The 15,358-nt window shown below is 70.1% G+C and carries 15 protein-coding genes; 4 read left to right on the forward strand and 11 right to left on the reverse strand.

All coding sequences use genetic code 11. The annotated features are described in order from the left end of the window. Window positions 1-66 precede the first annotated feature (66 nt). From GGR04_RS06605 to sucC, 5 genes are all read right to left on the reverse strand, one after another. Window positions 67-3,072, reverse strand: a complete 3,006-nt coding sequence (locus tag GGR04_RS06605; RefSeq protein ID WP_183199379.1) for a 2-oxoglutarate dehydrogenase E1 component — start codon at window positions 3,070-3,072, stop codon at window positions 67-69. A 284-nt stretch (window positions 3,073-3,356) separates the two neighbouring features. Beyond that, a complete protein-coding gene (gene sucD / locus GGR04_RS06610) occupies window positions 3,357-4,259 on the reverse strand; it encodes a succinate--CoA ligase subunit alpha (protein ID WP_183199066.1) in 903 nt (300 codons plus the stop codon). Beyond that, a complete protein-coding gene (locus tag GGR04_RS06615; RefSeq protein ID WP_183199067.1) occupies window positions 4,211-4,687 on the reverse strand; it encodes a PIN domain-containing protein in 477 nt (158 codons plus the stop codon). The genes sucD and GGR04_RS06615 overlap by 49 nt, the downstream gene beginning before the upstream one ends. Next, window positions 4,641-4,940 carry a hypothetical protein gene (locus GGR04_RS06620; RefSeq protein WP_183199068.1) on the reverse strand — a complete coding sequence of 100 codons (300 nt, stop codon included), beginning with the start codon at window positions 4,938-4,940 and terminating at the stop codon, window positions 4,641-4,643. Before GGR04_RS06620 ends, GGR04_RS06615 begins: the two co-directional genes overlap by 47 nt. A 61-nt stretch (window positions 4,941-5,001) precedes the next feature. Beyond that, the gene (gene sucC / locus GGR04_RS06625; protein WP_183199069.1) at window positions 5,002-6,192 is read right to left on the reverse strand and encodes an ADP-forming succinate--CoA ligase subunit beta; all 1,191 of its coding nucleotides are present in this window, start codon (window positions 6,190-6,192) and stop codon (window positions 5,002-5,004) included. A 462-nt stretch (window positions 6,193-6,654) separates the two neighbouring features. Here sucC and GGR04_RS06630 point away from each other — a divergent pair, with 462 nt between their 5' ends. Further along, complete coding sequence (locus GGR04_RS06630) at window positions 6,655-7,830, forward strand: GGDEF domain-containing protein (RefSeq protein ID WP_183199070.1); 1,176 nt, start codon at window positions 6,655-6,657, stop codon at window positions 7,828-7,830. Here GGR04_RS06630 and zapE read toward each other — a convergent pair. From zapE to GGR04_RS06660, 6 genes are all read right to left on the reverse strand, one after another. Then, window positions 7,731-8,969, reverse strand: a complete 1,239-nt coding sequence (gene zapE / locus GGR04_RS06635; RefSeq protein ID WP_183199071.1) for a cell division protein ZapE — start codon at window positions 8,967-8,969, stop codon at window positions 7,731-7,733. The two genes, GGR04_RS06630 and zapE, sit on opposite strands and share 100 nt — an antisense overlap. A gap of 251 nt (window positions 8,970-9,220) precedes the next feature. Beyond that, window positions 9,221-9,808: a protease inhibitor Inh/omp19 family protein gene (locus GGR04_RS06640; protein WP_183199072.1), complete on the reverse strand. Its 588-nt coding sequence runs from the start codon at window positions 9,806-9,808 to the stop codon at window positions 9,221-9,223. A 160-nt stretch (window positions 9,809-9,968) separates the two neighbouring features. Further along, window positions 9,969-10,682, reverse strand: coding sequence for a carbonic anhydrase (locus GGR04_RS06645; protein ID WP_183199073.1), 714 nt, complete (start codon window positions 10,680-10,682; stop codon window positions 9,969-9,971). A 257-nt stretch (window positions 10,683-10,939) separates the two neighbouring features. Further along, on the reverse strand, window positions 10,940-11,704 hold the full coding sequence (locus GGR04_RS06650) for a DUF429 domain-containing protein (protein WP_312857416.1): 765 nt from the start codon (window positions 11,702-11,704) through the stop codon (window positions 10,940-10,942). After that, window positions 11,701-12,600 carry a pyridoxal kinase PdxY gene (gene pdxY / locus GGR04_RS06655; RefSeq protein WP_376769829.1) on the reverse strand — a complete coding sequence of 300 codons (900 nt, stop codon included), beginning with the start codon at window positions 12,598-12,600 and terminating at the stop codon, window positions 11,701-11,703. The genes GGR04_RS06650 and pdxY overlap by 4 nt, the downstream gene beginning before the upstream one ends. A 57-nt stretch (window positions 12,601-12,657) precedes the next feature. After that, a complete protein-coding gene (locus tag GGR04_RS06660; protein ID WP_183199074.1) occupies window positions 12,658-12,918 on the reverse strand; it encodes a hypothetical protein in 261 nt (86 codons plus the stop codon). Window positions 12,919-13,115: 197 nt separating this feature from the next. Here GGR04_RS06660 and GGR04_RS06665 point away from each other — a divergent pair, with 197 nt between their 5' ends. From GGR04_RS06665 to GGR04_RS06675, 3 genes are read left to right on the forward strand one after another with little or no spacing between them, the layout of a single operon-like run. Then, window positions 13,116-13,745 carry a LemA family protein gene (locus GGR04_RS06665; protein WP_183199075.1) on the forward strand — a complete coding sequence of 210 codons (630 nt, stop codon included), beginning with the start codon at window positions 13,116-13,118 and terminating at the stop codon, window positions 13,743-13,745. Beyond that, window positions 13,742-14,626 (forward strand): TPM domain-containing protein, encoded by an 885-nt coding sequence (locus GGR04_RS06670; protein ID WP_183199076.1) that lies wholly within the window; start codon window positions 13,742-13,744, stop codon window positions 14,624-14,626. Before GGR04_RS06665 ends, GGR04_RS06670 begins: the two co-directional genes overlap by 4 nt. A 10-nt stretch (window positions 14,627-14,636) precedes the next feature. Next, window positions 14,637-15,272: a TPM domain-containing protein gene (locus GGR04_RS06675; RefSeq protein ID WP_183199077.1), complete on the forward strand. Its 636-nt coding sequence runs from the start codon at window positions 14,637-14,639 to the stop codon at window positions 15,270-15,272. Window positions 15,273-15,358 lie beyond the last annotated feature (86 nt).

Consider the following 15,358-nt stretch of genomic DNA (forward strand, 5'->3'; position numbering starts at 1 on the left):
TGGGGTGGGGACGGCGAAGGGGGACGAGGACCGGCCGGCACGAAGCCCGCCGGTCCGCGGCTTCGGTCAGGCCGCCGTGTCGCCGAGCGCGTCCTCGAGGAACGCCGCCAGCTGCGAGAGGTGCTTCGACATGGTGCCCACCGCCGGCGAGGCCGCGGCCTGGCGCCCCGTGTAGCGCACGCGCCGCTTCTCGGTGCCGATGCGGTCGAGCACCCATTCCAGGTAGGGCTCGATGAAGCTCCAGGCGCCCATGTTCTTGGGCTCCTCCTGGCACCACACCATCTCGGCCTGCCGGAAGCGCGACAGCTCGTTGATCAGCGCCTTGGCCGGAAACGGATAGAGCTGCTCGACGCGCAGGAGATAGACGTCGTCGATGCCCCGCTTCTCGCGCTCCTCCAGAAGGTCGTAATAGACCTTACCGGTGCACAGCACGACGCGGCGGATGTCCTTGTCCTTCACCAGCTTGATGGTGGTCGCGTCCTTCTTCATCTCCGCGTCGTCCCAGAGGAGGCGGTGGAAGGACGTGTCACCGGCCAGCTCCGAGAGGTCGGAGACGGCCCGCTTGTGGCGCAGCAGCGACTTCGGCGTCATCAGGATCAGCGGCTTGCGGAAGTCGCGCTTCATCTGCCGGCGCAGGATGTGGAAGTAGTTCGCCGGCGTCGTGACGTTGGCGACCTGCATGTTGTCCTGCGCGCACTGCTGCAGGAAGCGCTCGAGGCGCGCCGAGGAGTGCTCGGGGCCCTGTCCCTCGTAGCCGTGCGGCAGCAGCATCACGAGGCCGGACATGCGCAGCCACTTGGCCTCGCCCGACGAGATGAACTGGTCGATCACGACCTGCGCGCCGTTCACGAAGTCGCCGAACTGCGCTTCCCAGAGGGTGAGGGCGTTCGGCTCGGCGAGGCTGTAGCCGTACTCGAAGCCGAGCACCGCCTCCTCCGAGAGCATCGAGTTGATGACCTCGTAGGCCGCCTGACCCTTGGCGAGGTTCTGCAGCGGGATGTAGCGATCCTCGCTGCGCTGGTCGTAGAGCACGGAGTGGCGTTGGCTGAAGGTGCCGCGCTCGGAATCCTGGCCGGACAGGCGCACCGGCGAGCCGTCGGCGAGCAGCGTCGCGAAGGCCAGCGCCTCGCCCGTCGCCCAGTCCAGCGCCTCGCCGGTCTCGATCGCCTTGGCGCGGTTGTCGAGGAAGCGCTGGATGGTCTTGTGGACCTCGAAGTCGCCGGGGATCTCGGTGAGCTTGCGGCCGAGATCCTTCAGCGTCTTGATCGGCACCCCGGTGATGCCGCGACGCGACTCGTCCTCGTCGTCGGCGCGGCGCATGCCCGACCAGGCGCCGTCCAGCCAGTCGGCCTTATTGGGCTGGTAGGCCTGCCCCGCCTCGTGCTCGGCCTCCAGCTCGGAGCGCCATTCGGCCTTGCGGGCGTCGACGTCCTCCTGCGTGAGGATGCCCTCGCCGACGAGCTTCTTGGCATAGATCTCCAGCGTCGAGGCGTGGTCGCGGATGGTGCGGTACATGATGGGCTGCGTGAAGCCCGGCTCGTCGCCCTCGTTGTGGCCGAAGCGGCGGTAGCAGAACATGTCGATCACCACCGGCTTGTGGAAGGTCTGCCGGAACTCGGTGGCGATCTTGGCGGCGAAGACCACGGCCTCCGGGTCGTCGCCGTTGACGTGGAAGATCGGCGCCTCGACGATCTTGGCGACGTCGGAGGGATAGGGCGAGGAGCGCGAGAAGCGCGGATTGGTGGTGAAGCCGATCTGGTTGTTGATGATGACGTGCAGCGTGCCGCCGACGCGGTGGCCCTTGAGGCCCGACAGGCCGAAGCACTCAGCGACGACGCCCTGGCCGGCGAAGGCCGCGTCGCCGTGGATCAGCAGCGGCAGCACCTGGTTGCGGATTTCCGGCGCCACGGATTCGGTGCGCGTGCGCCCGCCGCCGAGTTGGTCCTGCTTGGCGCGCGCCTTGCCCATCACCACGGGGTTGACGATCTCGAGATGCGAGGGGTTCGCCGTCAGCGAGAGATGGACCTTGTTCTGGTCGAACTCGCGGTCGGAGGAGGCGCCGAGATGGTACTTCACGTCGCCGGAGCCCTCGACGTCCTCGGGCTTGTAGGAGCCGCCCTTGAACTCGTGGAAGATGGCGCGCTTGGGCTTGGCCATCACCTGCGCCAGCACGTTCAGCCGGCCGCGATGGGCCATGCCGAAGACGATCTCCTTCACACCGAGCTGGCCGCCGCGCTTGATGATCTGCTCGAGCGCGGGGATCAGCGCCTCGCCGCCGTCGAGGCCGAAGCGCTTGGTGCCCTTGTACTTGACGTCGATGAACTTCTCGAAGCCCTCGGCCTCGATCAGCTTGTTGAGGATGGCGCGCTTGCCCTGCTCGGTGAAGGCGATGCCCTTGTCCGGCCCCTCGATGCGCTCCTGGATCCAGCGCTTCTCGTCGGGGTTGGAGATGTGCATGAACTCGACGCCGAGCGTCGAGCAGTAGGTGCGCGTCAGGATGTCGACCATCTGCGGGATGGTGGCGAACTCCATGCCGAGCACGTTGTCGATGTAGATGCGGCGGTCGTAGTCGGCCTCGGTGAAGCCGTAGGCCTTCGGCGAGAGCTCGTTGTAGTCCTCTTCCGGCTTGGCGATGCCGAGCGGGTCGAGCTGGGCATGAAGATGTCCGCGCACGCGGAAGGCGCGGATGAGCATGAGGGCGCGCACCGAATCGCGCGTCGCCTGCAGGATGTCGGCGTCGGAGACCTTCGCGGCGGGCGCGGCCGCGGCGGCCTTGTCGCGCAGCTTCTTCTCGACGCGGATCTCGGCGGCGCCCCAGTCGCCGTCGAGCGCCGAGACGAGTTCGCCATTGGCCGCCACCGGCCAGTTGGCCTTGGCCCAGGAGGCCCCCTCCGCCGACTTCACCACGCTCGCCCGGTCGTCCTGCAGCGCGCCGAAGAAGTCGCGCCATTCGCCGGCGACGGAGCTGGGGTCCGCCTCGTAGGCGGCGTGGAGTTCCTCGATGTAGTCGGCGTTGCCGCCGTAGAGGAAGGAGGTCTGCGCGAAGGTTTCGTTCGCCGGATTGCGTGCCATGATGGTGATCAACGCGGCTCCCGCTTTGCCGGGCGCCGTCTCCTTGGGTTCTACTGCGGGGTGCCGGGCACGGGCCGCCGGGGCTCCGTGCCTGACCGTTCACTCGAACGCGTGCCCGGCCTGCGGGTCCGAAGACCATAGAGGCCCGGTCGGATGACCGGGCGGACGTATGGGCCGGGCGGTCCATGCGCCGTCTGTTTCATGTCGATCGGGCCAAAACGGGGCGAACCCCGCAGGGGCCGGGCCGCGAACGGCGGAAAAACCACCGATCGCCGCGGGCCGGCTCAGCCCTTGAGAACGTCGACCAGCGTCTTGCCGAGGCGCGCCGGCGAGGGCGAGACGCGGATGCCCGCGGCCTCCATCGCCGCGATCTTCGATTCCGCGTCGCCCTTGCCGCCCGAGACCACGGCGCCGGCATGGCCCATCGTGCGGCCCTTGGGCGCCGTGCGGCCGGCGATGAAGCCCGCCATCGGCTTGGAGCGGCCCTTCTTGGCCTCGTCGATGAGGAACTGCGCCGCGTCCTCCTCGGCCGAGCCGCCGATCTCGCCGATCATGATGATCGACTTCGTCTCGTCGTCCGCCAGGAACATCTCAAGCACGTCGATGAACTCGGTGCCCTTCACCGGATCGCCGCCGATGCCGACCGCCGTCGTCTGGCCGAGGCCCTCGTTGGTGGTCTGGAACACCGCTTCGTAGGTCAACGTGCCCGAGCGCGAAACGATGCCGACATTGCCCTTCTTGAAGATCGAGCCCGGCATGATGCCGATCTTGCACTCGTCGGGGGTCATGATGCCCGGGCAGTTGGGGCCGAGGAGGCGCGACTTCGAGCCTTCCAGCCGGCGCTTGACGCGCACCATGTCGAGCACCGGAATGCCCTCGGTGATGCAGGTGATGAACGGCACCTCGGCGTCGATCGCCTCGATGATGGCGTCGGCCGCGCCGCTAGGGGGCACGTAGATCACCGAGGCGTTGGCGCCGGTGCGCTCCTTCGCCTCCGCGACGGTGGCAAAGATCGGCAGGCTCTCGCCCTTCGCGCCCGTCCAGGTCTCCCCGCCCTTCTTGGGGTGGATGCCGGCGACCATCTGCGTGCCGTGATAGGCCAGCGCCTGCTCGGTGTGGAACGTGCCGGTCTTGCCGGTCAGGCCCTGCACGATGATCTTGGTGTTCTTGTCGACGAGAATGGACATGGGGTTCCTACGAGATTTCGTGGGGTCGGGGACCCATAGCGAAACGGATTGAGGACTTGGACCGACCCGTAAGTCTGCCCGTGATTGAGGTCTTCGGAATAGAAGATCGGCGCGCCGAGGCGCTCGGCCGCGGCAAGGAGCGCGGCGTCGCAATATTGGATCCGGTAGCGCCGACTGAGCCAGTGACCGCGTCGGACGATGGCCGCATCCAGAACCGTGAACGGCATGCCGGACAAGAATTCGATCCAACGATCGACCTCGGCTGCGGGAAGCGGCTTGCGGCCGCCGGTCGCCACGTTGACGAATTCGGCGATGCTCTGCGCCGAGACGCCGAAGACCTGGTCGAGAACGAGGTCTCGAGCGATGGCCGACTTGCGGTCGTCATTCGGTTTGCGCTCCGCCGCGACCACCAGGATGTTCGTGTCCATGAAGCTCGTTGGCGCCGTTCTCGGCATGTCGGCGGCTCAGTTCCTTGACGTTGACGCCCGGTTCGATTTCCAGCGTCGATTCCTCGATCAACTGCCGAATTCCCGCGCGCGCCCAGGCGATCCGGTCCTCCTGCTCGACCTCGTGGGCGAGCAGAGACCGCATCAGCGCGTTGAGCGACGTCTGGCGACGCTCCGCCAGAGCGCGAGCGCGCTCCAGAAGCGTTTCGTCGATCGCGAGGGTGACGTTCTTCATCGAACCGATCTCCACGGGATCACACAGGGCGAATATGTGATCCCGTGTTGCGCAACAAGCTTCAGCCGACCGCCGCGACGATCTTCTTGGCGGCGTCGTCGAGGTCGTCGGCGGCGGTGATGGCAAGACCCGACTCGTTCAGGATCTTCTTGCCGAGTTCGACATTCGTGCCTTCGAGACGGACGACCAACGGAACCTTGAGGCCGACCTCCTTCACCGCGGCGACGACGCCCTCGGCGATGACGTCGCACTTCATGATGCCGCCGAAGATGTTGACGAGGATGCCCTGCACCGCAGGATCGGCGGTGATGATCTTGAAGGCCGCCGCGACCTTCTCCTTGTTGGCGCCGCCGCCGACGTCGCAGAAGTTCGCGGGCTCCTTGCCGTAGAGCTTGATGATGTCCATCGTCGCCATGGCGAGGCCGGCGCCGTTGACCATGCAGCCGATGTTGCCGTCGAGGGCGACATAGGCGAGGTCCCACTTCGAGGCCTCGATCTCCTTGGCGTCTTCCTCGGTCTCGTCGCGCAGCGCCTTCATGTCGTCGTGGCGGAACAGCGCGTTGCCGTCGAACGAGCACTTGGCGTCGAGAACGCGCAGGTGCCCGTCGGTCATGACGATCAGCGGGTTCACCTCGAGCAGCGCCATGTCCTTCTCGGTGAAGGCCTTGTAGAGCGCCGGGAACAGCGACTTGCCGTCCTCCACCGCGACGCCTTCGAGGTCGTAGGCCTGCGTGATCGCAGCCACGTCGGCATCGGTGACGCCCGCCTGCGGGTCGATCGCGACGGTGATGATCTTCTCGGGCGTGTCGTGCGCCACCGCCTCGATGTCCATGCCGCCCTCGGTGGAGACGACGAACGCGACGCGCCCGACCGAGCGGTCGACGAGGAGCGAGAGGTAGAGTTCGCGCGCGATGTCGGCGCCGTCCTCGATGTAGAGGCGGTTCACCTGCTTGCCGGCGTCGCCCGTCTGAGCGGTGACGAGCGTGTTGCCGAGCATCTCCTTCGAGTGCGCGACGGCCTCCTCGACGGATTTCGCGAGGCGCACGCCGCCCTTGGCCTCGGCGCCGAGCTCCTTGAACTTGCCCTTGCCGCGCCCGCCGGCGTGGATCTGCGACTTCACGACGTAGAGCGGGCCGGGCAGCTGCTTCGCCGCGGCCTCGGCCTCGCTCGCGCTGGTGATCGCGACGCCGGAGGCGACGGGGGCGCCGAAGCCCTTGAGAACCTGCTTGGCCTGGTATTCGTGAATGTTCATCGGGTCATCTCGTTGGAAGCGGGATCGGAGGGAAGGGCGATGCGACGCGCTGCGGACACGATGCATCCGGTCTTGAGGCAGGTCCCGGTCAAGGCGGTCCTCCGCGTGCGTTCGAGCCCGTAGCGATCGCTCGCCGATCGCCACCTGAAGCTGCCGGACGCCCCGAACGGTGCGCGATGCACCGTCCGCACGTGCCGACCTTGGCGCCGGGCATACCCGTCCTCGTGCGTCGATTCAATTCCAGATTTACGACAATAATGGTTTCAAACGGTTAGACAGTCCGGGGCTTACGTAAACGTCATTTGCAAACGAACGTCGGTTCAAAGGGTCAGCGGTCCCGAGGGCTCGACGAGATTTTTCTCGCGCCCAAGCCGCGACGAGGCAGCCCCTTTCGGTCGTCGACCCCAGCGATGGCGTCCGGCCGGCAAGGAAGCGTTTACGGACACATCCTAAGTTGCACTGATGGCAACCCTACTCTCTCTTTCGGTCATGCTCGTCGACGGCATCGGGCAGATGGCGATCATCGCCGTCGTGTTCGGCGTGCTGCAGCGCCGGCGCGCCGCGCCGATCCTGCGCGCCGGCTGGCTTTCGCTGCTCTTCGCCGCCGCCGGGCTTCTGGCGATGGCGCGCCCGGTCGAGGTCGTGCCCGGGGCCTTCGTCGACATGCGCGGCGTCGTGGTGGGCCTGGCCGGCGCCTTCGGCGGCTGGCCGGCGGCGCTCGTGTCGGCCGCGGCCACCGCGGCGTATCGCGTCGTGCTCGGCGGCCACTACGTCGGCGGCGTCCTGTCGATCCTCCTGGCGATGACGGCGGGCCTCGTCTGGCGCTACGGTCTGATGCGCAACCGGCGCGTGGCGGGAAACCGGCATCTGCTGCTGCTCGGCCTGATGATCGCGTGTCAGAGCCTGCTGGCGGTCGTCGTGGCGCCGGCCGTCAGCCCCACGATGCTGCTGATCATGCTGACCCTTGCCATCGCCTCGGTTCTCGGCTCGCTCGCCTTCGGCCGGATGATCCAGCGCGAGCTGCGCCTGATCGCCGAGGAGCGGATGCTCGCCGACGAGGCGCTGCAGGACCCGCTCACCGGCCTTGCCAACCGGCGCGGCTTCGAGCGGGCCTTCCTCGACGCCCGCGCCCTCGATCTCGACGCGCCGCTGGCGCTGCTGCTGATCGACGTCGACTTCTTCAAGCGGGTCAACGACACGCATGGCCACGGCGTCGGCGACGAGGTGCTCGTGGCGGTGGCGGCGCGGGTGCGGGCCAGCCTGCGCGCGTTCGACCAGGCCTCGCGCCACGGCGGCGAGGAGTTCGCCGTGCTGCTGCCGCGCTCGGGGTCCGGCTGCGCCTGGGAACGGGCCGAGACGCTGCGTCGCTCGATCGCGGAGCGGCCGATCGAGGTCGCCTCGGGCGAGCCCATCGCGGTGACTGTCAGCATCGGCGTCGGGGTCTGCGGCGACGGCGAGAGTTCGCTGAAGGGCCTGTTCGAGCGGGCCGACGCCCGGCTCTACGCCGCCAAGTCGAACGGCCGGAACCGGACGGAGATTCAGAGCGCGGCCGAACCCGCCTCCGCGGCGTCGGCGGTCGCGCCCGTGTCCGCTCCGCCTCCGGTGCCGCTGCGCAGCCTCGCCGCCTCCGCCAGATAGTCGCCCGAGCGCATCTCGACGAGGCGCGACACCGTGCGGTCGAACTCGAAGGCCTCGGTGCCGGAGCGCCCGCGATAGAGCTCATGGGCCGGCACCGCCGCCGAGACGGCCAGCCGCCGATGCGCGTCGTAGAGCGTGTCGACGAGCAGGATGAACCGCTTGGCCTCGTTGCGCTCGCCCTCCGCCATGACCGGCACGCCGTCGAGCAGCACCGTGTCGTAGCGCCGGGCGATCTCCAGATAGTCGCCGGCGCCGAGCGGGCGCTGCATCAGATCGGCGAAGGCGAAGCGCGCCGCGCCGTTGCCGGCACGCGGCACGCCGACAAGCCGGCCCGCCACGGGAATCTCGCCCGGCGCCTCGGGCTGGCCGGCGAGCACCGCGCTCCAGATCGCGTCCATGCGCCGGGCGGCCTCGGGGCCGAGCGGCGTCACGTAGAGCCCCTCCCCCTCCACGGTCTGCGAGCGGTAGTCGGTCGGCGCGTCGAGGAAGAGAATGTCGGTGTGCGCCTTCAGCGTGGTGACGAAGGGCAGGAAGAGCGGCCGGTTCAACCCGTCGCGATAGAGATCGTCGGGCGCGACGTTGGAGGTCGCGACCAGCACCAGCCCTTGCGCGAACAGCGCGTCGAACAAGCGCGACAGGATCATCGCGTCGGCGATGTCGGTGACGGTGAACTCGTCGAAGCACAGAAGCCGCGTCTCGGCCGCGATGGCGGCGGCGACCGGCGGGATCGGATCGTCGCCGCTGGCCTCGCCCGCCTTCACCAGGGCGCGGTGCGCGTTGATGCGGGCCTGCGCCTCGCGCATGAACTCGTGGAAGTGCAGCCGGCGCTTGCGCCGCTCGGGCGAGAGCTTGAAGAACAGGTCCATCAGCATGGACTTGCCGCGCCCCACCCCCCCGTGGATGTAGACGCCGCGCGGCGCGGCCGGGCGCTCGCGGCGCCCGAACAGCCAGCCGAGCGCCGAGCTCTTGGAGACGAGCGCGGTGTCGGCGAGATCGCGCCCCAGCCGGTCGAGCCGGTCGGCGACGCCCGCCTGCACCGGATCGGCCCGCAATTCGCCCACCCGCACGCGCCGCTCGACATCGCTGCGAACGGGCCCGCGTGCCGTGCCGAGCGTTCCGTAGCCGTGGCTCTGGGGCATCGCGGAGATCCTGCGTGGCGTGTCGGTCGAGATCGGCCCGGCGCGGCATGTCGCGGAGCCGAAGCGGGCGAACGGGGGAAACGGCGCTCGCGACGGAGGTGCCGGGGTGCGCCGGACTCGATGAAGTGCCGCCGAGGGGCAGCAGAGCTTCGGCTGGCGAAGGCTCGCCTGCGCGACGGCGAGCGGCCCACTTGCGCGACGCGCCGCGACCGGAGGCGGGCGAGCCCTGCGCGGCCCGCCGCCGTTTCGGCTCAGCGGTAGAGGCTGACCGACTGACCGCCCGAGGTGGTGCCCTCGTAGCGGGTGCCGCCGGTGTTGTTGAGGGTCGCGACGGTGGAGCCGCCGGAATCCTTCAGGACCACCTGGTTGCCCGCGACGTCCCAGGCGGAGACGTCTGCGACCTGGCCGGGGCAGCCACGCGAGGCCGCGCGATAGCCGCCGGTCCACTGCGTCAGCGCCATGAAGATCTGGCAGTTGCCGCCGCCCGAGGTGACGCGCCACGCGCCGACCAACCCCTCGCGGGTCACCGGCGAGGCGGAGGCCGTCTGCACCGGGGCGGATGTCGCGGGCGTTGCGCCGGCGGCGTCCACCGGCGGCGTCACCGGCGTCTGCACCACGGGGGCGGCCGGCGGCGGGGGCGGAGGCGGCAGCTGGTTGGCGTAGACCTGGCCGGTGGGCGCGGCGCGCAGCGGCGCGACGCCGCCGCCACCAAAGCTGCCGCCGCCCGTCGGCATGGTCTGGTTGCAGCCCGCCAGCGCCAGCGTCGCCGCTATCGCGCAGGCCAGCGTCAGCCGTCGTGCCGTGCCGCCGTTCGCCGCCGCGTTCTCGTCCAATGTCATCGCGCCCGTTCCTCGTTCCACCGCCGCCCCGCCGCGTTCCGGACGTCGGGCTTTTTCATCTCTTTTTAAAGAGGACGTCCGCGTCGATCCGCAAGCCGCCCGCGTGCATTTCCCGATTGCCGAGGGGGAATGTGACCGCGCGGACACGACGCGTGATCGCTCAGCCCGCGCTTTGGAGCACGGCCTCGCCCGGCGCTTCGGCCCCGTCCGGCGCGCTCGCCCCTTCGTCCACGTCGACGAGCGGGCGCTGGAAGTCGCCGGTCTCGGCGTCCATCGCCCAGAGCTCGGCGGTGGAGATGTCGAACCAGGCGCCGTGCAGCGTCAGATCCCCGGCCGCCTCGCGCGCCGCGACATAGGGAAAGGAGCGCAGGTTCGCGATCGAGGTGCGGATCGAGATGCGCTCCAGCGCCGTCTGCCGCTCGGCCGAGGTCATCAGCTCGTTGCCCGCGATGCTCCGCGCCACCGGCTCGACGATGCTCATCCACTTGCCGATGAAGTCGCCGGGCGAGAGCGGCGCGGCCTCGGTGTCGAGCGCCGCCTTGATGCCGCCGCAGCGCCCGTGGCCCATCACCACGATGTGCCGCACGCGCAGCGCCTGCACGGCGAATTCGAGCGCCGCGGAGGTGCCGTGGAAGTCGCCGTCGGGATGGTAGGGCGGCACGAGATTGGCGACGTTGCGCACCACGAAGAGCTCGCCCGCCCCGGCGCCGAAGATCGTCTCGGGCGCGGCGCGCGAATCGCAGCAGGCGATGACCATGGTCTCCGGGCTCTGCCCGTCGCGTGCCAGCGCCCGGTAGCGCTGCGTCTCGGCGAGATAGCGGCCTTCGACGAACTGGCGGTAGCCTGCGAGGAGATGATCGGGAAGAAGGGTCATCGGGGTCTCCTGTCAGCGAAGTGGAACCCTTCTAGCCGGTTTCCTTCGCATCTGCACAGGCGGGCGCCCACACCCCCGCGCCGTGGGGTCTGGCGGGTGCAACGAAGATCGCCGCGACCCGGTCGGCGGCGGTCGGCAAACGAGCGTCTGAGAACGGAAGGGCCATCGGCGTGCCCAGACCCGAGGCCGAGCCGTAGGACCCTTCGCAAACCTTTCCACCCGGAGGATCATCCCCTCCCGCGGGCCAGCGGCGATCCTCAGGCCCGGATCGCGATCGGCAGACCGAACCGGTCGCGCTCGGGCGGATCGGGAAAGGACAGCGCAACCCCGGCCGCGACGCGGCGGGCGACGAGAAGCAGGACACAGGCGTCGAGCCAGTCGTCCTCGGCAGCCGGGCGTGGCAGGGCGGCTGCCAAAAGCTCAGGCCCGATCCCGTGCCGAACGAGCAGGTCGTGCCGCTCCGCCAAACCCGCCGGGTTCGTCTTGGCAAACTCCATCTCCGCGCCGTCGTTCAGCACGGCGAAGGCCAGTTCGGGATGCCCTTCGAACACCCGTCCGGCCAAGTCGCGATCGACGCGCAGTAGCGCATCGATCTCCGCGACGTAGGGCAGCAGTCCGAAACCTTGGATCGAGATTCCCCTCGGCGGATCCGACAAGGTCCGAGCCAGCTGGCCCGCCCGCACGAATGCCTCCGCGATCGAGAGGCGCGTCCTCATCCGAATGCCATGGGCTTCCACGACCGCACGGCCAGGCATGGAGAAAACGCTGGACCGCCGGTTTCTCAGCACGTTTCGCGTCGCCTGCTCGGCGGCGCGGCCGGTTCCCACGATCCGGTCCGGCAAGCCGATCGGCATGTCCACCACGATCAGCGAACCACCGGGCAACCGATCCGTCAGGTCGCGAAAGGCCGATATGAGCCGCAGTTCCGCCCGGCCGTCCGGATGTTCGATCGCAGCGATCCAATGCCCCTTCGCGACGTCGACGCCCGCAAGGGTTCGCTCGCCGAGCCCGATCGCCGTCACGCCCGCCGGTTGCCGCCGGGCGCGGCCAGACGGCGCATCTGCACCATGGCCATCGGCGACTTCAGGCTCTCGGCGTCGGTCTCCAGCGTCAGCTCGTCCTTGCCCCGCTTGGTGGTGCGCGCCAGGATCTCGAACACCGCGGCGGTGGTGGACTGCAGCGCCTTCTCGCCGGAAACGCCGGCCAGCGTGCGCGCGAGGAACACCGCGCCGGTGAGGTCGCCGAGCCCGTTGGGCACCGCCTCGATGCGCCGGTGCTCGGCGAGCATCGCGCGCCCGTCCTCGACGAGGAGGTTGCCGATGCCGCCGCGCAGCAGCGGAAAGGCCGAGGTCACCACCACGCGCGCCGGCCCGAGCGCGCTCGCACCCTCCACCAGTTGGGCGTTGTCGGAAAACTCCAGCCCGGTGAGGAACTCCAGCTCGAAGCGGTTGGGCACGGCGATGTCGGCGCGCCCGATCAGATGGTCGCGGATCGCCTCCAGGAGCGCGGCCGGCTGGTAGAGCCGCCCGCCCGCCTCGCCGCCGTCGCCGAGCACGGGGTCGCAGAGATAGACCGCGCGCGGGTTGGCGCGCTTCACGGCGTCGATCAGCCCAGCGGCGGCCTTGACCTGCGCGGGCGCGCCGAAATAGCCGGTGATGATCCCGCCGACCTCGCCCAGCCACGGCGCGCGGGCGAGGTCGGCGCAGAAGGCGGCGAAGGCGGCGTCGTCCGGCACGATGCGCGTCGAGGGCCCGTGGCCGGGGTGCCAGGGCAGCGTCACCGTCGGCACCGACCAGACGGGATAGCCGAGCGATTCCAGCGCGAAGACCACGGCGCGGTTGCCCACCGTGCCGCGCGCCACATGCGACGAGATCGAGATCACCGCGGGCTTGTCGGCGGGGGGCGTGGACAGGGACATGACGGGGCTCGATCGCTCGCCTTCGGGGGCCGGACGGGTGGGAAGGCCAAGGCGGCGTCAGGGCCCGCCGAGCTGGCGCAGCAGCATCACGGCGAGGACGACGAAGACCACGAGCCCGGCCAGCCGGCCGATGCGCATGCCCCAGACCTCCATCCGGTCGTTCGGGTCGGCGTCGCCGCCCCAGAAATGCGAGCGCGCGCCGAGGACGATGCGCTCCACCGACGCCCCGGTCTGGGGATCGGTTTCCTGGCGCACGCGGCGCAGGATGTCGTCGGCCTCGCGCCGTCGGGCCTCGTCGTCGGATGGATGGGTCGTCATGGCTGCGAAGCGTGACCGAAAAGCCTTCCGAGGGCAAGCGGCGCAGAGGCCGCCCGCCGGCGGTGAGCGCGGATCATCCAAAGGCATTTCGCTCGCCCGCCGATCGCTCACGCGCGAGCGAAAGCGCGAGGCGCGACAGATGCTTGCGGGGCCGCTATGGTCAGGGCTCCCGTCCCTTGCGTGAGACCGTCGCCCGCATGATCGCCTCCGTCCTTTCGCCGCGCGCCGGCGCCCCCCGCGCCCGCCCCGCGCTTCTCGCCCTCCTGCTGCTCGTGCCGCTTCTCGCCGCCTGCGGCGTCAACAACGTGCCGACCCTCGAGGAGAAGGCCAAGGCGAGCTGGGCCGAGGTGCAGAACCAGTACCAGCGCCGCGCAGACCTCATTCCCAATCTGGTGGAGACCGTGAAGGGCTTTGCGGCGCAGGAGCGCGACGTGCTCACCGCCGTGGTGGAGGCGCGCGCCAAGGCCACGCAGACCACGATCAACGCCGACCAGCTGTCGGACCCCGCCGCCGTGCAGCGCTTCCAGGCCGCGCAGGACGAGCTCTCGGGCACGCTCTCGCGCCTCCTCGTGACGGTGGAGCGCTATCCCGACCTGAAGTCCAACGCCAACTTCCTGGCGCTGCAGAGCCAGCTGGAGGGCACCGAGAACCGCATCGCCGTGTCGCGCCGCGACTATATCGAGGCGGTGCAAGCCTACAACACGGAGCTGCGCACCATTCCCGGCCGCTGGATCGCGGGTGTCCTCTACCCGGAGGCCAAGCCCATGCAGGTCTTCGAGGCGAGCGTCGGCTCGGCCACCCCGCCGCCGGTCTCCTTCGCCAAATGAGCGAGGCCCTCGGCAACGGGGCGCTTCGGCAGGGGACGGCTGCCGAGTCGGTTCGGCGGCGCTTCGCCGGCCTCGCCGCGGCGCTCGCGCTCGCCGTCGCGGCGATGGTCGCCGCCCTGCCCGCCGGGGCACAGGCGCCCGCCTTCCCCGCCCTCACCGGCCGCGTGGTCGACGCCGCCGGGCTGCTCGATGCCACGACGCGCGCGGCGCTCGAGGCCAAGCTCGCCGCCCACGAGCAGCTCTCTTCCGACCAGCTGGTGGTGGCCACCGTCCCCGATCTCGGCGGGCTGGAGATCGCCGACTACGGCACGCGGCTCGGCCGCGCCTGGCGCATCGGGCGAACGGGAGAGGACAATGGCGCGATCCTCCTCGTCTCGAAGGGCGACCGCCGAGTGCGCATCGAGGTCGGCTACGGGCTGGAAGGCACGCTCACCGACGCGCTGTCGCGCGTCGTCATCGAGACCGACATCCTGCCGCGCTTCCGCACCGGTGACGTTTCCGGCGGCATCGTGGCCGGCACCGACGCGATCCTCGAAATCATTGAGGGCGACGCCGCGGCGGTGGAGGCGCGCGCCCGGCGCAACGCCGGCTGGCAGGAGGCCGGCGAAAGCGACGTCGCGGGCAGGCTGGTGGTCGTCTTCATCCTCCTCGTGGCGGTCGGGCCGATGATCCTCGCGCTTCTCGGCCGGCTCACCGGGCGCCGCCCCGGCCCCGCGCGGCGCCGCCGCTCGCCCTTCGGCGGAGGCTTCGGTCCCGGGTTCGGCGGGGGCTTCGGATCCGGCATGGGCGGCGGCTTCGGCGGCAGCAGCGGGTCGGGCGGCGGCGGCTTCTCGGGCGGCGGCGGATCCTTCGGAGGGGGCGGTGCCTCCGGCAGCTGGTAGGAGACGCGCCGTGCCGCTTCGCTTCACGCCTGACGATCATGCCCGCGTGGCCGGCGCCATCCGCGCCGCCGAGGCCGGCACCGCCGGCGAGATCTACGCCGTCTTCGCGCGCCGCGCCGACGACTATCGCTTCGTCGCCGCCGCCGTGGCGCTCGCCGCGTCGATGGCGTCGGGCCTCGCCGTCTCGCTCGCCGCGGCCGCGCTCGGCGTGCCGCTGCCGGCGCTGGCGGTGGAGGGTGCGCAGGTGCTCGGCACGCTCGCGCTCTTCGTGGGGCTCACCCTCGCCCCCGGCCTCCTCATGCTCTTCGTGCCGGCGGCGGTGGCGCGCGGCCGCGCGGCGGCGCTCGCCCGCGCCCAGTTCCTCGCCCACAATCTCCATGCCACGGCGGAGCGCACCGGCATCCTCGTCTTCGTGTCGGAGGCCGAACGCCATGCCGAGGTGATCGCCGATGCCGGCATCGCCGCCCGCGTGCCGCAGGCGGAATGGGACGCGATCGTCACTGAACTGACCGAAGCGGCGAAGGGCGACCGGCTGGCGGAGGGCTTCGTGCGCGCGGTGGAGCGCAGCGGCGCGCTTCTCGCCGAGGCCTTTCCGCCTCGCCCCGGCGATCGCAACGAGATCCCCGACCGGCTCGTGGAAATCTGACCGTCCGACCTTAACTTTCTGCGATCTCAGTGAGCGTCCCGTCATGCGGACGTGCCACAAACGAGCGGCGAACCCGATCGCGGACC

The organism is Aureimonas pseudogalii (genome assembly GCF_014196835.1).
GTDB classification, from domain to species: domain Bacteria; phylum Pseudomonadota; class Alphaproteobacteria; order Rhizobiales; family Rhizobiaceae; genus Aureimonas; species Aureimonas pseudogalii.